The organism is Mycobacterium sp. MUNTM1 (assembly GCF_054660795.1).
The window spans coordinates 21,033-43,816 of record NZ_BAAGDE010000042.1 but is presented as its reverse complement, the minus strand read 5'-3'; the positions used below and the strand labels follow the sequence as shown (position 1 = coordinate 43,816).

The 22,784-nt window shown below is 68.2% G+C and carries 20 protein-coding genes; 13 read left to right on the top strand and 7 right to left on the bottom strand.

Annotated elements, in window-relative coordinates:
- Positions 1-161 precede the first annotated feature (161 nt).
- The gene (locus tag ACYQ8K_RS21365; protein WP_459972150.1) at positions 162-248 is read left to right on the top strand and encodes a hypothetical protein; all 87 of its coding nucleotides are present in this window, start codon (positions 162-164) and stop codon (positions 246-248) included.
- Positions 249-356: 108 nt separating this feature from the next.
- Complete coding sequence (locus tag ACYQ8K_RS21360; protein ID WP_459972130.1) at positions 357-1,751, top strand: WS/DGAT/MGAT family O-acyltransferase; 1,395 nt, start codon at positions 357-359, stop codon at positions 1,749-1,751.
- A gap of 58 nt (positions 1,752-1,809) precedes the next feature.
- Here the strand turns inward: ACYQ8K_RS21360 and ACYQ8K_RS21355 are convergent, their stop codons facing one another.
- The 4 genes from ACYQ8K_RS21355 to ACYQ8K_RS21340 form a co-directional block, all read right to left on the bottom strand.
- Positions 1,810-2,655 carry a DUF559 domain-containing protein gene (locus ACYQ8K_RS21355; protein WP_459972128.1) on the bottom strand — a complete coding sequence of 282 codons (846 nt, stop codon included), beginning with the start codon at positions 2,653-2,655 and terminating at the stop codon, positions 1,810-1,812.
- A gap of 137 nt (positions 2,656-2,792) precedes the next feature.
- The gene (locus ACYQ8K_RS21350; RefSeq protein WP_459972126.1) at positions 2,793-4,064 is read right to left on the bottom strand and encodes an alpha/beta hydrolase; all 1,272 of its coding nucleotides are present in this window, start codon (positions 4,062-4,064) and stop codon (positions 2,793-2,795) included.
- A complete protein-coding gene (gene fadD12, locus ACYQ8K_RS21345) occupies positions 4,064-5,683 on the bottom strand; it encodes an acyl-CoA ligase FadD12 (protein ID WP_459972148.1) in 1,620 nt (539 codons plus the stop codon). The genes ACYQ8K_RS21350 and fadD12 overlap by 1 nt, the downstream gene beginning before the upstream one ends.
- Before the next feature lie 15 nt (positions 5,684-5,698).
- Complete coding sequence (locus ACYQ8K_RS21340; protein ID WP_459972147.1) at positions 5,699-6,439, bottom strand: lysophospholipid acyltransferase family protein; 741 nt, start codon at positions 6,437-6,439, stop codon at positions 5,699-5,701.
- A 258-nt stretch (positions 6,440-6,697) separates the two neighbouring features.
- On the opposite strand from ACYQ8K_RS21340, the gene ACYQ8K_RS21335 reads away from it, so the two are divergent.
- The 7 genes from ACYQ8K_RS21335 to secG all read left to right on the top strand — a co-directional run bounded on the left by ACYQ8K_RS21335 (position 6,698) and on the right by secG (position 13,941).
- The gene (locus ACYQ8K_RS21335) at positions 6,698-7,162 is read left to right on the top strand and encodes a hypothetical protein (RefSeq protein ID WP_459972124.1); all 465 of its coding nucleotides are present in this window, start codon (positions 6,698-6,700) and stop codon (positions 7,160-7,162) included.
- 104 nt (positions 7,163-7,266) lie between these two features.
- Positions 7,267-9,066: a DUF3556 domain-containing protein gene (locus tag ACYQ8K_RS21330; protein WP_459972123.1), complete on the top strand. Its 1,800-nt coding sequence runs from the start codon at positions 7,267-7,269 to the stop codon at positions 9,064-9,066.
- On the top strand, positions 9,063-10,487 hold the full coding sequence (locus ACYQ8K_RS21325; RefSeq protein ID WP_459972121.1) for a phytoene desaturase family protein: 1,425 nt from the start codon (positions 9,063-9,065) through the stop codon (positions 10,485-10,487). Before ACYQ8K_RS21330 ends, ACYQ8K_RS21325 begins: the two co-directional genes overlap by 4 nt.
- A 125-nt stretch (positions 10,488-10,612) precedes the next feature.
- Positions 10,613-11,632, top strand: a complete 1,020-nt coding sequence (gene gap, locus ACYQ8K_RS21320; protein WP_064950380.1) for a type I glyceraldehyde-3-phosphate dehydrogenase — start codon at positions 10,613-10,615, stop codon at positions 11,630-11,632.
- Positions 11,633-11,635: 3 nt separating this feature from the next.
- Positions 11,636-12,877 carry a phosphoglycerate kinase gene (locus ACYQ8K_RS21315; RefSeq protein WP_459972118.1) on the top strand — a complete coding sequence of 414 codons (1,242 nt, stop codon included), beginning with the start codon at positions 11,636-11,638 and terminating at the stop codon, positions 12,875-12,877.
- Between the two features lie 14 nt (positions 12,878-12,891).
- Complete coding sequence (gene tpiA / locus ACYQ8K_RS21310) at positions 12,892-13,677, top strand: triose-phosphate isomerase (RefSeq protein WP_459972116.1); 786 nt, start codon at positions 12,892-12,894, stop codon at positions 13,675-13,677.
- Between the two features lie 30 nt (positions 13,678-13,707).
- Entirely contained in the window at positions 13,708-13,941 is a 234-nt protein-coding gene (gene secG / locus ACYQ8K_RS21305; RefSeq protein WP_065027059.1) for a preprotein translocase subunit SecG, read from the top strand.
- A 22-nt stretch (positions 13,942-13,963) separates the two neighbouring features.
- On the opposite strand, the gene ACYQ8K_RS21300 is transcribed toward secG, so the two are convergent.
- Entirely contained in the window at positions 13,964-14,881 is a 918-nt protein-coding gene (locus ACYQ8K_RS21300) for an LLM class F420-dependent oxidoreductase (protein WP_459972114.1), read from the bottom strand.
- Between the two features lie 138 nt (positions 14,882-15,019).
- Here ACYQ8K_RS21300 and ppc point away from each other — a divergent pair, with 138 nt between their 5' ends.
- From ppc to ACYQ8K_RS21285, 3 genes are all read left to right on the top strand, one after another.
- Positions 15,020-17,851, top strand: a complete 2,832-nt coding sequence (gene ppc, locus ACYQ8K_RS21295; protein WP_459972113.1) for a phosphoenolpyruvate carboxylase — start codon at positions 15,020-15,022, stop codon at positions 17,849-17,851.
- Positions 17,852-17,926: 75 nt separating this feature from the next.
- Entirely contained in the window at positions 17,927-18,718 is a 792-nt protein-coding gene (locus ACYQ8K_RS21290; RefSeq protein WP_459972111.1) for a bestrophin-like domain, read from the top strand.
- Positions 18,719-18,824: 106 nt separating this feature from the next.
- Entirely contained in the window at positions 18,825-19,811 is a 987-nt protein-coding gene (locus ACYQ8K_RS21285) for an aldo/keto reductase (protein WP_459972109.1), read from the top strand.
- 2 nt (positions 19,812-19,813) lie between these two features.
- Here the strand turns inward: ACYQ8K_RS21285 and ACYQ8K_RS21280 are convergent, their stop codons facing one another.
- A complete protein-coding gene (locus tag ACYQ8K_RS21280; RefSeq protein ID WP_459972107.1) occupies positions 19,814-20,743 on the bottom strand; it encodes a histone deacetylase family protein in 930 nt (309 codons plus the stop codon).
- A 20-nt stretch (positions 20,744-20,763) separates the two neighbouring features.
- Complete coding sequence (locus tag ACYQ8K_RS21275) at positions 20,764-21,162, bottom strand: ATPase (protein ID WP_459972105.1); 399 nt, start codon at positions 21,160-21,162, stop codon at positions 20,764-20,766.
- Positions 21,163-21,272: 110 nt separating this feature from the next.
- Between ACYQ8K_RS21275 and ACYQ8K_RS21270 the strand changes: the two genes are divergently transcribed.
- A complete protein-coding gene (locus tag ACYQ8K_RS21270; RefSeq protein WP_459972103.1) occupies positions 21,273-22,766 on the top strand; it encodes an MFS transporter in 1,494 nt (497 codons plus the stop codon).
- Positions 22,767-22,784: the final 18 nt, after the last annotated feature.

Here is a 22,784-nt window from a genome sequence, read left to right as displayed (position 1 = left end):
GCGCCACGCCAGCGTGACGCCGGCCGCCGAGCGCCACGCCAGCGTGACGCTCGAGGGCGCGGGGCCCGCAGCATTACCGGGGGAAACCGCGCCCGGGGGGGGGCCGCCGCTACCACACAACGCCGCGGGCGAGCCTCGGTAGCGGGGCGCCAATCGGAGTCTTGTCGGTTCCGCAGGCGTGGACTCGATCAATGCCACGCCCAACGTCGCCGAGTCCCCAAGCGGCTCCCGTGGATCGAAGCCAATGAGATAACCGCTCCGGCCGGCGACCACGCCAACGTTTCCCCGGCCGAGCCGACCGGTAGTTTGTTTGCCATTGCTGGTCGCGACGGGGGTTGGGGGGCTACGGTCAGATGATGAAGCGGCTTTCGAGTGTTGACGCGGCGTTTTGGTCTGCAGAAACTGCGGGCTGGCACATGCACGTGGGGGCGTTGGCGATTTGCGACCCGAAGGAGTCCTCCGAGTACAGCTTTCAACGTCTCCGTCAATTATTGATCGAGCGCCTGCCGGAGGTGCCGCAGTTGCGCTGGCGGGTCACCGGCGCGCCGCTGGGCCTGGACCGGCCGTGGTTCGTCGAAGACGAGGAGCTCGACGTCGACTTCCACGTCCGCCGCATCGGGGTTCCCGCGCCGGGCGGGCGCCGCGAGCTCGAGGAGCTGGTGGGCCGGTTGATGTCCTACAAGCTGGACCGCTCCCGGCCGCTGTGGGAGATGTGGGTGATCGAGGGCGTCGAGGGCGGCCGGATGGCGACGCTGACCAAGATGCACCACGCCATCGTCGACGGGGTCTCGGGCGCCGGGCTGGGTGAGATCCTGTTGGACGCCACGCCGGAACCGCGTGCGCCGCAACAGGAAACGGTGGGATCGCTGGTCGGGTTCGAGCTGCCGGGGCTGGAGCGGCGGGCGGTGGGCGCGCTGATCAACGTCGGTGTCAAGACGCCGTTCCGCATCGCGCGGCTGGTGGAGCAGACCGTGCGTCAGCAGATCGCCACGCTGGGGGTGCGCAGCAGGCCGCCGCGATACTTCGAGGCGCCCAAAACCCGCTTCAACGCACCGGTCTCGCCGCACCGGCGCATCACCGGCTGCCGCGTCGAACTCGCCCGCGCCAAAGTCATCAAGGACGCGTACGGCGTCAAGCTCAACGACGTCGTGCTCGCGTTGGTGGCCGGCGCGGTCCGCGACTACTTGCAGAAGCGCGGCGAGCTGCCCGCCAAACCGCTGATCGCCCAGATCCCGGTGTCGACTCGCACCGACGAGAACAAGGACGATGTCGGCAACCAGGTGAGCTCGATGACGGTCTCGTTGGCCACCGATGTCGACGATCCGGGGGAGCGGCTGCGGGCCATCCACGAAAGCACCCAGAACGCCAAGCTGATGGCCAAGGCGTTGTCGGCGCATCAGATCATGGGGCTGACCGAGACCACGCCGCCGGGGTTGTTGGGGCTCGCCGCGCGGGCCTACACGGCCAGCGGGCTGTCGCGAAACCTGGCTCCCATCAACCTGGTTGTGTCCAATGTCCCCGGTCCGCCGTTCCCGCTGTACATGGCCGGCGCCAAACTGGATTCGCTGGTGCCGTTGGGGCCGCCGGTGATGGACGTCGCGCTCAACATCACCTGCTTCTCCTACACCGATTACCTGGACTTCGGTTTCGTGACCACCCCCGAGGTGGCCAACGACATCGACGACATGGCCGATCGGATCGAGCCGGCGTTGACCGATCTGGAGAAGGCCGCCGCGCGCGAAACGAGCTAGCGGCGAGCGTCTTTGGGCGAGGGTCACGCTAGCGTGACCGCCGCAGGCGAGCGTCACGCTAGCGCGACACTCGCCGCGCGAAGGCGCCTCGTACCCGGCTGACGATTTCGGCGGGTCGATCCCCCACAACGACTCGAATGACAATCCAGCCCAAGCGCTCAAGGGTTTCACGCCGCCTGATATCCCACGTGTATTGTCGGCGATTTCGCCGGTGTTGCTCGCCGTCGTACTCGACAGCGACCTTTAGATCCTCCCAGCCCATATCGAGGTAGTAAGTTATGTCGCCGAACTCGTCGCTAACCGGGATCTGCGTTTGTGCTCTTGGCAAGCCCGCCCGTGTGAGTAACAGTCGCAGCCACGTTTCCCTAGGCGATTGCGCGCCGGCATCCGCGAGTCCGATCGCGTTGCGCGCCGACTGAATTCCGCGTCTGCCCGGATACCGCTCGGCGAGCGACTGAGCCTCAGCCACCTTGCAGTCGGTCACGCGCAGCAGGTCGTCGATCGCGGCCACGGCGTCGTGAAGCGGATACCAGCATCCCAAGTCGACCGCGGTCCGGGCCGGCGTCGTCACGGGTACGCCGCTGATCAGACTTACTGCATCGTCTTCTATCCGGTCACTGTGGATTCGCAATCCCGGCGACGGGTTTCTGTTGGTATGCAGAAGGTCAAGTGGCGCGGTGACATCGACCCATTCGGCACCGTGAACAGCGGCAGCCGAGAGCCCCGCGACTATGCCTCGCCGGCGCGACCACAGCCATCCCGCGCGGGCGCGAACGAGTGGAGTCAGCTCGGCATCGGGGTTGACGTAGACATCGCGCAGCAACTTCATGTAGTGGGTGCGCAGAGCGCTCTTGACGACCTCTCCGTTCGCGACGGCCTCACTGCCGATGAATGGCTGCGCCATCGCGGCAGCGTCGCATAGTGGGCACCTATCGTCACGTCAGCTGGGGCCGTCTATCCACAACCAGTCACGCCAGCGTGACGCACGCGCGCCTGGGCCGCGCTAGCGTGACGCTCGTCAGAGGCACAGCCAGATGAGACTTAGTCGCGCTCGGGCGGATTCGTGGCATACACCCACGACAGGAACCGCGCGACGGCCTCCGCGGACCGATGCGCCCGGGGGGAACTGAAGATGTCGAAAGCGTGTTGTGCGTGCGGCAATTCGGCGTAGGCGACCGGGTTTTTGGACACCGCGCGCAGCTCCTCGACGAACTCTTCGGCCTCGCCGACCGGGATCAGCGAATCGTCGTGGCCGTGTAGGACGAAGAACGGCGGTGCGTCGGCGCGCAGCCGCCGGATCGGGGACGCGTCGACGTAGATGTCGCGGTGGGTGGCGAATTTCTTTTTCACGACGAACTTTTGGAGCAGGTCCACGAATTCGCGCCGGCCCTCGCCCTCGGTGGAGAACCAGTCGTAGCGCCCGTACACCGGCACCGCGGCGACCACCGAGGTGTCGGCATCCTCGAATCCGGGCTGGAATTTCGGGTCTCCTGCGCTCAGCGCCGCCAGCGAACACAGGTGGCCGCCGGCGGATCCGCCGGTGATGGCCACGAAGTTCGGGTCGCCGCCGTAGCGGGAGATGTTCTCCTTGACCCAGGCCAGCGCGCGCTTGACGTCGACGATGTGGTCGGGCCAGGTGTGCCGCGGCGACACCCGGTAGCCGATCGACACGCACACCCAGCCCCGCGCGGCCAGGTGGCTCATCAGCGGATAAGCCTGGGGGCGGCGCATTCCGATCACCCAGGCGCCGCCGGGGACCTGCAGCAGCACCGGCGCCTTGCCGTCGCGGGGCAGGTCGTGGCGGCGCCAGATGTCGGCGAGGTTGGCGCGGCCGTGCGGACCGTAGGACACCACGTTGGTCTTCTCGACGTAGCGCCGGCGCGCCACGGTGTTGCCCAGTGGCAGGGTGCGCCGCCCGCTGCGTGTCGGCGTGCTCTGCGGCAGCTTGCTCAGCGCTTCTTCGTAGTCGTCGCCCAGCTGGTCGCGCAGACCGGCCTCCAGCACGGGTCCGGGAGTGGTGACGCCGCGATACTTGATCACGCCCAGAATGGCCCAGGACGCCGCTGTCAGGGCAAGGGCGGCCTTGCCGCGCCGCCCCGCGAAGTCGCCGCGGCCGCCCCGCCGCAGCGCGTCGAGCAGCGAAGCGGAGAAGTAGACGCCGGGCACCTCGGAGGCCGGCCAGCCGAACCAGAAGACCAGCACGGTGGTGTAGCCCTTGCGGGCCAACGGGCGTAAACCGTTGGCGGCGTTGGCCAATTCGAGCGCGGCCCGGGCGAGCGGCCGGGGTTTTCTGATGGTCCGGGCCAGCCGCATCAGCCGGTCACCCGCGCTTGCAGCTCGGCGCGCAGGATCTTGCCGGTGCTGCTGCGGGGAAGCTCGTCCAGCACGGCGATCTCGCGGGGGATCTTGTAGTTGGCCAGGTTCTCCCGCACGTGCTGCTTGAGCGCCTCGGGCGCGGCACCCGCGTCGAGTGCGGCGCCGGGCTCGAGCACCACGAAGGCCGCCAGCCGCTGTCCGTATTGTTCGTCGTCCACGCCGATCACCGATGCCTCCGCCACGTCGGGATGTGCCGCCAGAATCTTCTCCACCTCGATCGGGTACACATTCTCGCCGCCGGACACGATCATCTCGTCGTCGCGGCCGACCACGAACAGGCGCCCCGACTCGTCCAGGTAGCCCAGGTCGCCCGACGACATGAAGCCGGCGTGGAAGTCCTTGGTGCTGCCCGAGGTGTAGCCGTCGAACTGAGTGTTGTTGCGTACGTAGATGCTGCCGACCTCACCGGTGGGCAGTTCATTGAATTCCGGGTCCAGGATCCGGATTTCGGTTCCCCCCGCGGGCCGGCCGGCGGTGTCGGGTGCCGCGCGCAGGTCCTGCGGGGTGGCCGTCGCGATCATGCCGGCCTCGGTGGCGTTGTAGTTGTTGTAGATCACGTCGCCGAACGCGTCCATGAATGCGATGACCACGTCGGGCCGCATCCGCGACCCCGACGCCGCGGCGAATCTCAGGGACCGGCCGCTGTAGCGGCGCCGCACTTCGGCGGGCAGCTCCATGATGCGGTCGAACATCACCGGCACCACGGCAAGCCCGGTGGCCTTGTGCCGGTCGATGAGGTCCAGCGTGGCCTCGGGATCGAACTTGCGCCGGGTGATCACGGTGCAGGCCATGGACGCGGCGAAGATCAACTGTGAGAAGCCCCAGGCGTGGAACATCGGCGCCACGATCACGATGTTCTCCTCAGCCCGCCACGGCGTGCGGTCCAGAATCGCCTTGAGCGTGCCGATTCCGGCGTTGCCGCCGGTTTGGTTGGCGCCCTTGGGCGTTCCGGTGGTGCCGGAGGTGAGCAGGATCATCCGGCCCTTGCGGCCGGAGCGCTGCGGCCGCTGCCCGGCGTGAGCGGCGATCAGCTTCTCGACGGTGCGAACGTGTTCCCCGTCCGTCCACGCCACGATGCGGGTGGCGTCCGGCCTGTCGGCCAGCGCACGGTCCACCGTTGGGGTGAATTCCTCGTCGTACACCACCGCGTCGACGCCCTCGCGGTTGACCACCTCGGCCAGCGCGGGCCCGGCGAACGACGTGTTGAGCAGCACGACGTCCGAACCGATGCGGTTGACGGCCACCACCGCCTCGACGAAGCCGCGGTGATTGCGGCACATGATGCCCACGACCTTGGGTTGACCCGTGGGCAGCTGTTGCAGCGCGGCGCCGAACGCGTTGATGTGCTCGTCGAGCGCGCGCCACGTCAGCGTGCCGCGTTCGTCGATCAGCCCGGGACGATCCGGGCAGCGCTGCGCCGCACTGGCGAAGCCGACCGTCATGCCCATGCCCTCGCGGCGCATGGCTGCGGCCATCTTCAGGTAGCGGTCGGGGCGCATCGGCGCGATCATGCCGGCGCGGCTCAGCGTGGTGACTATGCCGAGGGTCTCGCTCAACGGGTTCGGCACGGCTCAGCCCAGAATCGGGAAGCGACGCTTGGCGGCGAGCTCGGTCAGGGCCTCCTGCATCACCGACCGCACGTACTCGTCGACCTCGTCGGCGTCCGGGTCATCACCGAACTGCTGGGCGATGTCAATGGGCTCCAGTACCTGCGTCACGATCTTGGTCGGCAGCGGCAGGTTCGGCGGGATGACCGCGCTCAGGCCGAACGGGAAGCCGAACGACAACGGCAGAATCGCGCTGCGCAGCAAGCGTTTAATGCCCAGCCGCTCGGCCAGCCAGGTGCCGCGGGTCAGGTAGAGCTGGGTCTCCTGGCCGCCGATGGACACAGCGGGCACGATCGGCACGCCCGCCTCGATCGCCGTGCGGATGTATCCCTTGCGGCCGTTGAAGTCGATGACGTTCTCCGACAGGGTTGGCCGGTAGGCGTCGTAATCGCCGCCGGGGAACACGATCACCACGCCGCCGGACCGCAACGCCGCGGACGCGTTCTCCCGGTTGGCCCGGATGTATCCGGTGCGCCGGAAGAAGTCAGCGGTGGGGCCGGTCATCAGGATGTCGTGGCTCAGCGTGTAGACCGGCCGGTCGTAGCCGAGCTTGTCGTAGAAGTGGACGCTGAAGATGGGGACGTCCATGGGGAACATGCCGCCGGAGTGGTTGCCCACCACCAGGGCCCCGCCGGGCGGGAACGTCTCCAGGCCGTGCACCTCGGACCGGAAGTAGGTTTTCAGGACCGGGCGCATCACCGCCATCAGGCGCTGGGTCAAGCCGGGGTCGAATTTGCCGATGTCCCCGCCGTTGGGGTTGCCGTTGTCGGTCACGTTCCTCCCTTGACACTCGCACGAGGCCGCTTGAGGTTTGCGAGGCCGAGTCGAGTCCCTCGATGGTAGCGACCGGACCCTCGTTGCTGTCAGGGTGTTTCACCCCATTTCGTCCAGGTATGTGGTGCGGCCCCCGCCGGGGCGCTATTGTTACGGCGCCCTAAGTAATCCTCGAGAAATGGGGACGCGATGGACGTAGCGGGTCTGTCACCCGAGCGCGGCGCACGCTCGGGCGCTACCCGCAGGTCGGCCAGCACCCGGGACCGGCGCGGACGGCGTTCCCACACCGGTGCGCCCAGCACCGAGACCGTTCGTCGCAGCCAAGAACCGACCCGGCCTGCACCGGTCGTCGACGCGCTCGCCCCGGACAGCGCGGACCACCAGCAGGCCGACTACTTCGTGCGGCTGCTGGCGGGTCGGCGCGGCTTCATCGATCAGCGCATCGAGGAGTATCAGCGCAAGATCGGCACGGCGGAGGCCAAGGGCGACTTCGATGCGGTGGCGGACCTGCGCCGCCTGGTGCGCATCGCCGAGCAGGACCGGCGGACGCTGGACGCCCTACTCGACAAGCTGCGCCGGCGGTTTGTCCGCCAAGCACCGGCACCGGGTGCGGCTCAGGCGCGCCCCGCGGTTCGCCGGCCCGCCCTACGCTGAATCACCCGTCGCCGCAGCGGATTTCGTCGTCAACTAACTGGCGGATAGCCTCTGCCGATACATTCAATGGGCCAGCTGGTTTCTAGATAGGAACGAGGCCGCCCATGGGATTCATGGCTCCGGAGTTTCCCGACGTCGACCCGCAGACGTGGCTGAGCCTGCCGCGGTCGACCAGGCGCCAGATCATGAGCCGGCACTGGGTCGAACACGGCTTCGGCTCCCCGTACGCCGTTTATCTGTTCTACGTCTTCAAGATCGCCGGGTACGCCGCCGGCGCCGCCGCGGTGATCTCCCTGACGCCCGGCCTGGGCGGGTTGAACCACATCGCCGACTGGTGGACGCAGCCGATCGTGTACCAGAAGCTGGTCGTCTTCACGCTGCTGTTCGAGATCCTGGGCCTGGGCTGCGGGTCGGGGCCGCTGACCGCGCGGTTCTGGCCGCCGTTCGGCGGCTTCCTGTATTGGTTGCGGCCCAACACCATTCGGTTGCCAGCGTGGCCGGACAAGGTTCCGTTCACCCGTGGGGACCGCCGCACCGTCGTCGACGTCGCTCTGTACCTCGTGGTGCTGGCCTCCGGCGTCTGGGCGCTGCTCTCCCCGGGGCGGGCCGGCCCCGTCACCGCGGCCGGCGACGTCGGCCTGATCGATCCCCGGCTGGTGGTTCCCGCCATCGTCGCGCTCGCGCTGCTGGGCCTGCGGGACAAGACCGTGTTCCTGGCGGCGCGCGGCGAGCACTACGGGCTGACCCTGCTGGTGTTCTTCTTCGGGTTCACCGATCAGATCGCCGCGTTCAAGATCATTATGTTGGCGCTGTGGTGGGGCGCGGCGACGTCCAAGCTCAACCACCACTTCCCGTACGTCGTCGCGGTCATGATGAGCAACAGCCCACTGCTGCGCGGCCGGGCCTTCAATTGGTTCAAGCGCCGGCTCTACCTCGACCCGGTCGACGACCTGCGACCCTCGTGGATCCCGAAGATCATGGCCCACGTCGGCGGGACGACGGCGGAGTTCCTGGTGCCGCTGGTTCTGGTGTTCGTCGCCGACGGTCACCGCTGGGCGTGGTTCCTGATCGCCTTCATGGTGCTGTTCCACCTCAACATCACGTCCACCATCCCGATGGGTGTCCCCCTGGAGTGGAACGTCTTCTTCATCTTTTCGCTGTTCTACCTGTTCGGGCACTACGCCGGCGTCACGGCCGCCGGGCTGAGCTCGCCGCTGCTGCTGATCATCCTGATCGTCGCGCTTGCGGTGGTGCCGATTGTGGGAAACCTCTTCCCGCAACAGATTTCGTTCCTGCCGGCAATGCGCTACTACGCGGGCAACTGGGCCACCAGCACCTGGTGTCTACGTAAGGGCGTCGAGGACAGGATCGAGGCGAACATCACCAAGGCGTCGGCGCTGGCGCCCAATCAGCTTGCCCGGCTTTACGATCCGCAGACCGCCGAGCTCATGATCGACAAGTTGATGGCGTGGCGATCCATGCACACGCACGGGCGGACGCTGGGCGGGCTGGTGCCGCGCGCCTTGCCCGCCGGCGCCGACGAGGCCGACTACCTGTTGCGCGACGGCGAGATCATCGCCGGGCCGCTGATCGGGTGGAACTTCGGCGAAGGCCACCTGCACAACGAACAGCTGCTTGCGGCCGTGCAGCGGCGCTGCGACTTCGACGAGGGCGACGTGCGGGTGATCATCCTGGAGGCCCAGCCGATCCACCGCCAGACGCAGGCCTACCGCATCGTCGACGCGAAGACCGGCCTGATCGAAGAGGGCTACGTCGACGTCGCTGGCATGCTGAGCCGCCAGCCCTGGCCCGAGCCCGGCGACGACTACCCCGTGCACGTCATCGATCGCGGCGACCCGCCGCGCTTGCGATCGCCGCGGACGACCCGGCGCGCCGCCCGATGACCCGAGCGGTCGTCGTCGGCGCCGGACCCAACGGCCTGGCCGCGGCGATCCAGCTCGCCCGCCGCGGGGTCGACGTGCAGGTGCTGGAGGCCCGCGACACCGTCGGCGGGGGAGCGCGCTCGGCCGAGCTGACGGTGCCCGGCGTGATCCACGACGTCTGCTCGGCCACCCACCCGTTCGGCGTCGGTTCGCCGTTCTGGAGCGAGATCGACCTGCCGAGCTACGGGCTGGTCTGGAAGTGGCCGGAGATCGACTGCGCGCATCCGCTCGACGACGGCACCGCCGGCGTCCTGTACCAGTCGATCGATCGGACGACGGCGGGCATGGGACCCGACGCCACCCGGTGGCGGCGCGCCGTCGGGGACCTCGCCGCCGGATTCGATCAGCTGGCGCAGGACCTGCTCCGTCCCGTGCTGCACATCCCGCGCCACCCGGTGCGCCTGGCCGGTTTCGGGCCGCGCGCGCTCCTGCCGGCCACGGTGCTGGCCCGCTGGTTTCGCACCGAGCAGGCCCGCGCGCTGTTCGGCGGCGCTGCCGCGCATATCTATACCCGGCTGGACCGCCCGCTGACCGCATCCATGGGGCTGCTCTTCCTGGCCAGCGGGCACCGCTACGGGTGGCCGGTCGCCGAGGGCGGTTCCGGGTCGATCACCCGGGCCCTGGCCGCGGCCGTGGAGGCGCACGGTGGCGCCATCGCCACGGGGGTGACCGTCACCGGCCGCCGCGACATCCCCGACGCCGACATCGTCATGCTCGACCTGAGTCCCGCCGCCGCGCTGCGGCTCTACGGCGACGCCATGCCCGGCCACATCAAACGCTCCTACCGGCGCCACCGCCAGGGTTCCTCGGCGTTCAAGGTCGACTTCGCGATCCAGGGCGACATCCCCTGGACCAACCTCGACTGCAGGCGCGCGGGCAGCGTGCACCTCGGCGGCGGCTTCGCCGAGATCGCCGACACGGAACGCCAACGCGCGCAAGGCACGATGGTGCGGCGGCCGTTCGTGCTGGTCGGGCAGCAGTACCTGGCCGACCCGTCGCGCTCGGCGGGCGGCATCAACCCGATCTGGGCCTACGCGCACGTGCCGTTCGGCTACACCGGCGACGCCACCGCGGCCGTCATCGACCAGATCGAGCGCTTTGCCCCCGGATTCCGCGACCGCGTCGTGGCAACCGTCAGCAAAAGCACCGCAGAATTAGAGGCCTACAACGCCAACTACATCGGCGGCGACATCCTCGGCGGCGCCAACGACGGCCTCCAGGTCATCCTGCGGCCGCGCGTCTCGGTCAACCCGTACGCGACCGGCGTGCCGGGCGTCTATCTGTGTTCGCAATCCACGCCGCCGGGAGCCGGCATCCACGGCCTGTGTGGCTACTACGCCGCCGAGGCGGCGCTGCGCTGGGCCCGCGGACGTCACCGATAGGTCGTGACCCGTGTGGCCGACGTCACGGCCGTTGTACCAGCGCGGCAACGGCGGACCTCACTGATCTAGGCTGGCGACGAGCGCAGATCAGCGGACACAGGAAAGAAAGACGACAGGAGAGACAAGTGACGGTCCGAGTAGGTATCAACGGCTTCGGTCGCATCGGGCGGAACTTCTACCGGGCCTTGCTGGCTCAACAGGAGCAAGGCACCGCCGACATCGAGGTGGTCGCGGTCAACGACCTCACCGACAACGCCAGCCTGGCGCACCTGCTGAAGTTCGACTCCATCCTGGGCCGCCTTCCCCACGACGTCAGCCTCGAGGGTGACGACACCATCGTCGTCGGCAGCAAGAAGATCAAGGCGCTCGAGGTCAAGGAAGGCCCGGCGGCGCTGCCCTGGGGCGACCTGGGCGTCGACGTCGTCGTCGAGTCCACCGGCATCTTCACCAACGCCGCCAAGGCCAAGGGCCACCTGGACGCCGGCGCCAAGAAGGTGATCATCTCCGCGCCCGCCACCGACGAGGACATCACCATCGTGCTGGGCGTCAACGACGACAAGTACGACGGCAGCCAGAACATCATTTCCAACGCCTCGTGCACCACGAACTGCCTCGGCCCGATCGCCAAGGTGCTCAACGACGAATTCGGCATCGTCAAGGGCCTGATGACCACCATCCACGCCTACACCCAGGACCAGAACCTGCAGGACGGGCCGCACAAGGACCTGCGCCGGGCCCGCGCCGCCGCGCTGAACATCGTGCCGACCTCCACCGGCGCCGCCAAGGCCATCGGCCTGGTGCTGCCGGAGCTGAAGGGCAAGCTGGACGGGTACGCGCTGCGGGTGCCGATCCCCACCGGCTCGGTCACCGACCTCACCGCCGAGCTGAAGAAGTCCGCCACCGCCGACGAGATCAACGCCGCGATGAAGGCCGCCGCCGAGGGACCCATGAAGGGCATCCTGAAGTACTACGACGCGCCGATCGTGTCCAGCGACATCGTCACCGACCCGCACAGCTCGATCTTCGACTCCGGCCTGACCAAGGTGATCGACGACCAGGCCAAGGTGGTGTCCTGGTACGACAACGAATGGGGCTACTCCAACCGCCTCGTCGACCTGGTCGCCCTGGTCGGCAAGTCGCTGTAAACCGTGGCCGTCCACGACCTCAAAGACCTGCTCGCCGAAGGGGTTTCCGGACGCGGCGTGCTGGTGCGCTCCGATCTGAACGTGCCGCTCGACTGGTCCGGTTCGCAAGGCAAGATCACCGACGCCGGCCGCATCACCGCCTCGGTGCCGACGCTGAAGGCGTTGGTCGACGCGGGCGCCAAGGTGGTGATCGCCGCGCACCTGGGGCGGCCCAAGGGCGGGCCCGACCCGAAGCTCTCGCTGGCGCCGGTTGCCGCGGCGCTCGGTGAGCAGCTCGGCCGGCACGTGCAGCTGGCCGGCGACGTCGTGGGCACCGACGCGCTGGCGCGCGCCGAGGGACTGACCGACGGCGACGTCCTGCTGCTGGAGAACATCCGCTTCGACGCCCGCGAAACCAGCAAGGACGACGGTGAGCGGTTGGCGCTGGCCAGGCAACTGGCCGAATTGGTCGGGCCGACAGGTGCTTTCGTCTCCGACGGCTTCGGCGTGGTGCACCGCAAGCAGGCCTCCGTGTACGACATCGCCACCCTGCTGCCGCACTACGCCGGCACGCTGGTGGCCGAGGAGATCGCGGTGCTGGAACAGTTGACCAGCTCCACCAAGCGCCCATACGCGGTGGTGCTGGGCGGGTCGAAGGTGTCCGACAAGCTCGGCGTCATCGAGTCGCTGGCCACCAAGGCCGACAGCATCGTGATCGGCGGCGGCATGTGCTTCACCTTCCTTGCCGCCCAAGGATTTTCGGTTGGTAAGTCGCTGCTGGAGACCGAGATGGTGGACACCTGCCGCCGGCTGCTGGACACCTACGTCGACGTGCTGCGGCTGCCGGTGGACATCGTGGCCGCCGACAAGTTCGCCGCCGACGCGACCCCGCGGACCGTCGCGGCCGACGCCATCCCGGACGACCTGATGGGCCTGGACATCGGGCCGGGCTCGGTCAAGCGGTTCACCACGCTGCTGTCCAACGCCGAGACCGTCTTCTGGAACGGGCCGATGGGCGTGTTCGAGTTCCCGGCGTTCGCCGCGGGCACCAAGGGCGTCGCCGAGGCGATCGCCGCGGCCACCGGCAAGGGCGCGTTCAGCGTGGTGGGCGGCGGAGACTCCGCGGCCGCGGTGCGCGCGCTGAGCATCCCCGAGGGCGACTTCTCGCACATCTCCACCGGTGGGGGAGCGTCGCTGGAATACCTTGAGGGCAAGACGCTTCCGGGTATCGAGGTGTTGAGCCGACCCCAGCCCGACCACAACTAGGGAGGCCCTGAGCCGTGAGCCGCAAACCGCTGATCGCCGGCAACTGGAAGATGAACCTCAACCACTTCGAGGCCATCGCGCTGGTGCAGAAGATCGCGTTCGCGCTGCCGGACAAGTACTACGACAAAGTGGACGTCACGGTCCTGCCGCCGTTCACGGATCTGCGTAGCGTGCAAACCCTGGTCGACGGCGACAAGCTGCGGTTGAGCTACGGCGGGCAGGACCTGTCCGAGCACGACTCGGGCGCCTACACCGGCGACATCAGCGGCGCCTTCCTGGCCAAGCTGGGTTGCACGTTCGTCGTCGTCGGGCACTCCGAGCGCCGGACCTACCACCACGAGGACGACGCGGTGGTGGCCGCCAAGGCCGCGGCGGCGCTCAAGCACGAACTGACCCCGATCGTCTGCATCGGCGAGCACCTCGAGGTGCGCGAGGCGGGAAACCACGTCGGCCACTGCGAGGAGCAGCTGCGCGGCTCGCTGGCCGGGCTGTCGGCCGAACAGATCGGCAAGGTCGTCGTCGCCTACGAACCGGTCTGGGCCATCGGCACCGGGCGGGTGGCCAGCGCGGGCGACGCCCAGGAGGTGTGCGCGGCGATCCGCAAGCAACTGGCGTCCCTCGCCTCGTCAGAGGTCGCCGACTCGGTGCGGGTCCTCTACGGCGGCTCGGTGAACGCGAAGAACATCGGCGAGCTGATCGCCCGCGACGACATCGACGGCGGCCTGGTCGGCGGCGCGTCCCTGGACGGCGAGCAGTTTGCCACGCTGGCGGCGATCGCCGCCGGCGGGCCGCTGCCCTGAGAACGACCCCGCCCCGGTAGGCTGGCCGTCATGCAGTTGGCTTTGCAGATCACCCTGGTCGTCACCAGCATCCTGGTGGTGCTGCTGGTGCTGCTGCACCGCGCCAAGGGTGGCGGCCTGTCCACGCTGTTCGGTGGCGGCGTGCAGTCCAGCCTGTCCGGCTCCACGGTGGTGGAAAAGAACCTGGACCGGCTGACGTACTTCATCACCGCCATCTGGCTGGTGTGCATCGTCGGCATGGCGCTGCTGATCAAATATCGCTGACGGCGCGCGTGTCCCGCGCCGTTCACAGCGCGGCGGCGAGTCTCCATAGTGCTTCGCGATCGACCGAGTCGGAGCGGTCCAGCGGGCTGAGCACGATGTCGGTGGCTCCGGCGTCACGGTAGCGGCGCAACTGGCGCGCCACGGACTCCTCGGGCCCGATCGCGGCGAGGTCGACGACGCTGGCGAGGCTTTCCCGGGCGATCACGTTGCGGTACGACGGTATGGCCTCATAAAAGCTCAGCTGCTGGGCGGCGGTGCTGCGAGCGGCCTCGACATCGTCGGACAACAGCACGGGCACCGCGGCGATGACGCGCGGTGCCGGGCGGCCCGCCTCGGCCGCCGCCTTGGTGATTTCGGGCACGATGAATTCTCCGATGGTGCGGGGCCCGGCCAGGTAGGGCAGTGTCCCGTCGGCCAGTTCGCCGGTGACGCGCAGTGCCTTGGGGCCCATCGCCGCCACATACACCGGGATCGGTGTGCCGCCGGGCACCCGCACCGGCCAGGTCGGGCTGGCGTGCAGTTCGCTGCCGTGAAAGTCGACGCCGCCGCTGTCGAACACCGACGCCAGGATCGTCAGGTGCTCGCGCAGCCGGGTGATGGTGTTGGGGAAGTCGGTACCGAAGGCCGGGCGTTCCACCTGGCGGGCGCCAAGTCCCAGTCCCAGGCTGAAGTTGCCGTGCGCGGCGGCCTGCGCCGTTTGCGCCAACGAGGCGACGATCAGCGGGTGGCGGGGATTGATCGGCACCACCGAGGTGCCCACGCCCAGCCCGGGCACGGCGGCCCCGACGAGCGCGGCGAGCGTGATGGCGTCGTAGTTCTGCTGCTGGGGCAACCACACCTGCGCGACCCCGAGCTCGTGGGCGCGTGTGGCCTGAGCTATCACGTCGTCGACCAGGTTGGGGGCATCGGGACGGGCCATGAGAATGATTCCGGTGGACATGTCCGCAACCAACACGGTTGTTCGGCTGGTCATTCCTGTCGAATCACGCTGATCTGACTCGCTGGGCGCCATGGTGATTCGCGGCCGGGGGTGGTCCCCGACGGGCGGGCGCGGGCATCCGCGTCGATACTGGGTCCCATGGTTGAGGCATCCGAGGGCACGCTGGAACCGATCGGCGCCGTACAGCGCACCCTGGTCGGTCGTGAGGCGACCGAACCGATGCGGGCCGACATCAGGCTGTTGGGCGCCATCCTGGGCGACACGGTGCGCGAGCAGAACGGGGACGAGGTGTTCGAGCTCGTCGAGCGGGCCCGGGTGGAATCGTTCCGGGTGCGCCGCTCCGAGATCGACCGTGCCGAGCTGGCGCGGATGTTCGCCGGCATCGACATCCGCCAGGCGATCCCGGTCATCCGCGCGTTCAGCCACTTCGCCCTGCTCGCCAACGTCGCCGAAGACATCCACCGGGAACGCCGCCGGGCGATTCACGTCGCCGCCGGCGAGGCGCCGCAGGACAGCAGCCTGGCCGCGACCTACGCCAAACTCGACCGGGCGCAACTGGATTCGGCCACCGTCGCCGACGCGCTGAAAGGCGCGGTGGTGGCCCCGGTGATCACCGCGCACCCCACCGAGACCCGCCGGCGCACCGTCTTCGTCACCCAGCACCGGATCACCGAGCTGATGCGGCTGCACGCCGAGGGGCACCAGGAGACCGACGAGGGCCGCAACATCGAACTCGAGCTGCGCCGCCAGGTCCTCACGCTGTGGCAGACCGCGCTGATCCGGTTGTCCCGGCTGCAGATCACCGACGAGATCGAGGTGGGGCTGCGCTACTACGCCGCCGCGTTCTTCCGGGTGGTTCCGCAGGTCAACGCTGGGGTGCGCGACGCGCTGCGGACCCGTTGGCCCGACGCCGACCTGCTGAACCAGCCGATCCTGCAGCCCGGGTCCTGGATCGGCGGCGACCGCGACGGCAATCCGAACGTGACGGCCGACGTGGTGCGCCAGGCCACCGGCAACGCCGCGTTCACCGCGCTGGCGCACTACCTGGCCGAACTGACCGCCCTGGAACAGGAGCTGTCGATGTCGGCGCGCCTGGTCGCGGTCACCCCCGAGCTGGCCGAGCTGGCCGAGGGCTGCGGGGAGAAGGCCCGCGCCGACGAGCCCTACCGGCGCGCGGTGCGGGTGATCCGCGCCCGGCTCACCGCGACCGGCGCCCGGATCCTGGACCGGCGACCGCAGCACGAGCTGGACCTGGGTTTGACGCCGTACGCCGCCCCGACCGAGGTGCAGGCCGACCTCGACACCATCGACGCGTCGCTGCGCGCGCACGGCAGCGCGCTGCTGGCCGACGACCGCCTGGCGTTGCTGCGAGAAGGCGTGCGGGTCTTCGGGTTTCATCTGTGCGGCCTGGACATGCGGCAGAACTCCGACGTGCACGAGGAAGTGGTCGCCGAGCTGCTGGCGTGGGCGGGGGTGCATCCGGATTACGGTTCGCTGCCCGAAGAGGAGCGGATCGAGCTGCTGGCCGCCGAGCTGGCCACCCGCCGACCGCTGGTCGGCGACCGCGCGGTGGGGGTACCGCCCGCGTGTGGGGGACTGTCCGAGCTGGCGCACACAGAGCTGGGCGTGGTGCGCGCGGCCGCGCACGCCATCGAGCGCTATGGGCCGTCCGCCGTGCCGAATTACGTGATCTCCATGTGCCGTTCGGTCTCCGACGTGCTCGAAGCCGCGATCCTGCTCAAGGAGGCGGGCCTGATCGACGCGTCCGGGGATGCGCCGTACTGCCCGGTGGGCATCTCGCCGCTGTTCGAGACCATCGACGATCTGCACAACGGCGCGACGATCCTGCACGCGATGCTCGAACTCCCGATCTACCGCGCCCTGGTGGCCGCGCGCGACGACAGCCAGGAAGTGATGCTCGGCTACTCCGACTCCAACAAGGACGGCGGATATCTCGCCTCTAGCTGGGCGGTGTACCGGGCCGAGCTGGCCCTGGTCGAGGTGGCGCGCAAGACCGGAATCCGGTTGCGGCTCTTTCACGGTCGTGGCGGCACCGTCGGCCGCGGCGGCGGCCCCAGCTACGAGGCCATCCTGGCGCAGCCGCCGGGCGCGGTGAACGGCTCGCTGCGGCTCACCGAGCAGGGCGAGGTGATCGCCGCGAAGTACGCCGAACCGCAAGCAGCGCAACGCAACCTGGAGAGCCTGGTGGCCGCCACGCTGGAATCGACGCTACTGGATGTGGAGGGATTGGGCGACGCCGCGGAGCCGGCCTATGCGGTGCTCGACGAGGTGGCCGTGCTGGCGCAGCGCGCCTATGCCGAATTGGTGCACGAGACACCGGGTTTCGTCGACTATTTCATGGCCTCCACGCCGGTCAGCGAGATCGGCTCGCTGAACATCGGCAGCCGGCCCACCTCACGCAAACCCACGCAGTCCATCTCGGATCTGCGCGCCATCCCATGGGTGCTGGCGTGGAGCCAGTCGCGGGTGATGCTGCCCGGCTGGTACGGCACCGGCTCGGCGTTCGAGCAGTGGATCGCGGCGGGCCCGGAGAGTGAAAGCGAGCGGGTCGAGATCCTGCACGAGTTGTACCAGCGCTGGCCGTTTTTCCGCAGCGTGCTGTCGAATCTGGCCCAGGTGCTGGCCAAGAGCGACCTTGGCCTGGCGGCGCGCTACGCCGAGCTGGTGGACGACGAGCAGTTGCGGCACCGGGTGTTCGACAAGATCGTCGACGAGCACCGGCGCACCATCGCCATGCACAAGCTCATCACCGGGCAGGACAACCTGCTGGCCGACAACCCGGCGCTGGCGCGGTCGGTGTTCAACCGCTTCCCGTACCTCGAGCCGCTGAATCACCTGCAGGTGGAGTTGCTGCGCCGCTACCGATCCGGCGACGACGACGAATTGGTGCAGCGCGGCATTTTGCTGACCATGAACGGGCTCGCCAGTGCGCTGCGAAACAGCGGCTGATAACCGGCGATTCGCCTCCCCGGGCCGGCCCCCTCGCGAATACCCTGATTGACGCGACGTCGACCGAGGAGACCAGTGAGCGGATCCGGACTACCCCTGTGGCTCTTTCTGGCTTCGGTCGTGGCGGTGGCGATCGCCATCGCGGTGGGCTCCATCTGGTTGGGAAACCGCATCCTGCCGATGCAGCGCTATGGGAAGGAGCCGAACCCGGCGATCGGCTCGTTCCTCACCGTCGTCGGGTTCATCTACGGCGCGCTGCTGGGCTTCACCGTGGTGGCCACCTGGGAACACTTCTCGTCCACCCAGGTCGTCGTGTCCGGCGAGGCGTCGGCGCTGACGACGATGTACCGGCAGACCGTCGCGATGCCCGAACCGGAGCGCACCGAGGTTCAGCAGCTGTTGCGCAAGTACGCGAGCGCGGTGGCGGGCCCGGAGTGGAACAGGCAGCGTAACGACGGCGCACGCGCCGCGATCACCCGGATGTATCGCACCGTCGGGCGCCAGCAGCCCAACGTCGCGGCGAAGCCGATCAATCAGCAATTCCTCAACCAATTGAGCGAGCTGGCGTCCGACCGTAACGAGCGGATCGTGGGCACCAAGCCGCGGATACCCCCGCTGATGTGGGCGGGCCTGATCTTCGGTGCGGTTGTGCTGGTTGCGTTTACCGGCTTCCTGCGGATGGGCAACACCGTCGGCCATGTCATCGTGTCCGGCACGGTCGCCGTTCTGCTGGGTGTGCTGCTGTGCGTCGTGTTCCAGCTCGACCACTCGTATGCGACCGATCAGCGCATCACGTCCGGGCCGTTCCAGCACGCGCTGGACATCTTCGATTCGGTCGACAACGACAGCCGTTACTTCCCGCGCTGAGCATTGACGTTGCGGGCCACCGCATCGGCCTGGTTATGGTTGGGTTCGGGGGCTCGGCCGCACCGGCCGCATACGCAGTGGACGTCTATGCAACGGGAGGTTGGCATTGAAGACCATCGCATTCGGCAAGACGGGGCTCGAGGTTTCCCGGTTGGCGTTCGGTACCTGGGAATTTTGCAGTGACTGGGGCCATGCCGACGAGGAGGCCGCGATCACCATGATCCGCAGCGCCCGCGAGCTTGGCATCAATTTCTTCGACACCGCGCAGCAATACGGGTTCGGCGCGTCCGAACGCCTGCTGGGCAAGGCCCTTCGTGACGACCTCAAGAAGTCCCGGGACGAGGTGGTGATCGCCACCAAGGGCGGCCTGCGTGCCACCGACAACGGCCTGGTTCGCGACGGCAGCCGCAAATGGCTGCGCGAAGGCGTGGAATCCAGCCTGACCGCGCTGGGCATCGACCACATCGACGTCTACCTGGTGCACTGGCCCGACCCCAACACCCCGGCCGCCGACACGGCCGGGGCACTCGCAGAACTGGTGTCGGAAGGCAAGATTCGCCACGTGGGTGTGTCGAACTACGACACCGCGCAGGTGCGCGAGTTTTCCGGGACGCTGCCGGTGGAAGTGGTGCAGCCGCCCTATCACCTGTTCCGCCGCGATATCGAGGACGAGCTGCTGCCGTATGCGCGCGAGCATGACATCGGGGTGATGGTGTACGGGCCGCTGGCGCACGGCCTGCTGACCGGGACGATGAAGGCCGACACCAGTTTCGCCGCCCAGGACTGGCGCGGCAAGAGCGACATCTTCAGCGGCGACGGCTACCTGCGCAACCTGGAAGTCGTTGCGCGCCTTGAGGGGCTGGCCGCCGGGCTGGGTATAACGATCAGCCAGCTGGCCATCGCGCGGGCCATCGCGCAGCCGGGTGTGCACGTCGCCATCGTCGGGGCCCAGCACCTGCGGTACCTGCAGGAAAGCTCGCGCGCGGCCGACGTCACGCTCTCCGAGGGCGACATCGTTGCCATCAACGAAATCCTGGGGGCCGCGACACCGGTCGGCGGCCCGTATCCCGAGATGCACCAGAAGGCGAGTTAGCCTCAGCCCTTCAGCAGCTCGCCGACGTGCGCGGTGACCGAATCGGTGAGGGCCTGCAGGTCGTAGCCCCCTTCGAGCACCGCCACCATCCGGCCGTCGCACAGTCTTTCGGCCGTCGTCATCAATTCCCTGGTTACCCAGGCGAAGTCGTCGGCCGTCATGGTCAGCGAGCCGAGCGGATCGCGTTCGTGGGCATCGAAACCCGCGGACACGATGATCAGCTCAGGCGAAAATCGTTGCAGCGCTGGCAGTATCCGATCCTGAAAGGCCGCGCGCAATTCGGCGCCGCCGTCGCCGGGCGCCAGCGGCGAATTGAAGATGTTGCCGGCACCGGTTTCTCGCACCGCGCCGGTCCCGGGAAACAGCGGCATCTGATGCGTGGACGCATAGAGCACACTGGGGTCGGAGTAGAAGATCTGCTGGGTGCCGTTGCCGTGGTGAACGTCGAAATCGACGATGGCGACCCGCGTCAGCCCGTGTTTGCGCTGTGCGTGACGCGCGCCGATGCTGATGTTGTTGAACAGGCAGAAGCCCATGGCCCGCTCGGTCTCGGCGTGATGGCCCGGCGGGCGGCACGCGACGAACGCGTTCTGCGCGTCACCGGCCAGCACCCGGTCCACGGCCTGCAGCGTGGCGCCCACCCCGCACAGCGCCGTCTCCCAGGTGGACGGCTCCATCATCGTGTCGCCGCCGTCGAGGTAGACGTAGCCGTCGTCGGGCCGCGCGGCTTCCAGCGCATCCACGTAGCGATTGGAGTGCACGTACCGCGTCGTCGCGAGGTCGGCCGGCTCGGCCTCCTCGCGCACCAGGGCGTCGAACTGCGGCCGGCTCAGCGCCGCCTCGACCGCGCGGTAGCGGTCCGGCCGCTCGGGATGGCCGGGAGCCGTCCGATGGGCGGCGAACGCGGAGTGGTGCAGCAGCAACGTGGCCATCGTGGATCCTACCGACGTGGCTAAAGGATGGTCCGGTTGCGCAGCCTGTCCACAAAGCCGCGCACGGCGTGCTCGGTAATCGCCAGCGGAGACATCATCGTCTCGCCCACCTTCACCATCTCCTCGATCCGGGCGACGATGGCCTCCACCGGCTCGACAAGCGTGATCAGCCGCTTGGCCAGGTCGTCCAGGCTCGCCATGGTGCCGTCCAGATGGTCCAGACCGGCCTCCAGGCGTTCCACCGTGGCGTTCAGGCTGGACAGGGAACTGCTGAGCTCCTTCATGGTGGTGCTCAAACCGTCGAGGACGTCTTCGACCTGCTCCACCGTCTTGTCCGCGTTCAGCGCGGCCTGGGTGAGCGTTTTGATCCGGCTTCGCTCTTGCCCCCCGCGCACGGTTCTGTCTGCCATGACCGTCATTATTACCCCTGCGCCGAGCCAGTGTGGCAGGCGTCACCATTCCCATTTTGATAGGGTTCCTATCTAATTTTCCTTGTCGAAATCTCTGCCCGCGCATGGCGTGAAGGAGGATGGCGTTGACGAAAACCCGCGGGGGGCCCGGCTTTCTACGTCAGCCGAGATCGGTGTGGGCCGTCGCCTTCGCGTGTGTGATCTCGTTCATGGGCATCGGTCTCGTGGATCCGATCTTGCCGACGATGGCCAGCCGGCTGCATGCGACGCCCGAGCAGATCTCGCTGCTGTTCACCAGTTACCTGCTGGTCACCGCGGTGGCGATGCTGATCACCGGCTGGGTGTCCTCCAGGATCGGCGCCAAGCTGACGCTTGTCGTCGGGTTGGTCATCATCGTGGTGTTCAGTGCCCTTGCGGGAGCCGCGGGTGGAGTGAACGGAATCATAGGCTTTCGGGCCGGGTGGGGTCTGGGCAACGCGCTGTTCATTGCCACCTCGCTGGCGGTCATCGTGGGCGCGGCCAGCGGCGGCTTCGCGGGCGCGATCGTGCTCTACGAGGCCGCGCTCGGTGTCGGTATCGCGATGGGGCCGATGGTGGGTGCCGCACTTGGCGGGATCAGTTGGCGTGGGCCGTTTTTCGGGGTAGCCGCGCTCATGGGGGTCGCCCTCATCTGCGTGATCACGTTGGTTGCGCCGGCTCCGCTCCCGGCCGAGCGGACGCGGATCGCAGACCCGATCAACGCGCTACGCCATCGCGGTCTTTCGACCGTCGCCGTCGCCGCCCTGTTGTACAACTCGGGCTTCTTCATCGTCATGAGCTATTCGCCGTATCCGATGAAGATCGGCGTGCATGAACTGGGATTGGTGTTTTTCGGCTGGGGGCTGCTGGTCGCGGTGTTTGCCGTCTTTTGCGCGCCGTGGGCGCAGCGGCGCATCGGCACCGCCCGCTCGCTTTATCTGACCCTGTTCTTGATGTCCCTGGACTTGGTGGCGATCGGAGTGTGGATCGCCCGGCCGCCCGTGGTGATCGCTTGCGTGATAGCCAGCGGCGCCTTCATCGGAATGAACAACACGCTGGTGACGAGCACGGTCATGCAGGTGTCACCGGTGCCGAGACCGACGGCGTCTGCCGCTTACAGCTTCGTGCGGTTTATCGGCGCCGGTCTCGCGCCCTGGCTGGGCGGGATCGTGGCCGCTCACTACGGTCAGGCCGCGCTGTTTTACCTTGCGGGAGGCGCGGTGTTCCTCGGCCTGCCGGTGCTCGCCACCGCGCACGGTCTGGTGGCCAAGGCTCACGTGCCCTCCGAACACGAGAGTGATGAGGCCGCCGAGGAAATCGTCGAGGCGGCCGAGGGCAATGTGCTGTACGGCCACTTGCGTGGCGTCGACGCCGCGCCGCTTGCCGACGCCAAACTCACGCTGATCGACAGCGCCGGTCGTCAAGTGGCGCAAGGGCGGTCAAGCGCGGACGGCTACTACCACCTCGTCGGCCCGGTCGACGGCAGACATACGCTCGTCATCGCGAGTAACGGTGACACACAAGCCTTTCCGGTGCAGCTGAGCCGTGCGTCGACAGAACTGTCGCTGCGGCTGGACGGATGCCCGGTCTCTTAGCGACCGGCCTAGCCCACT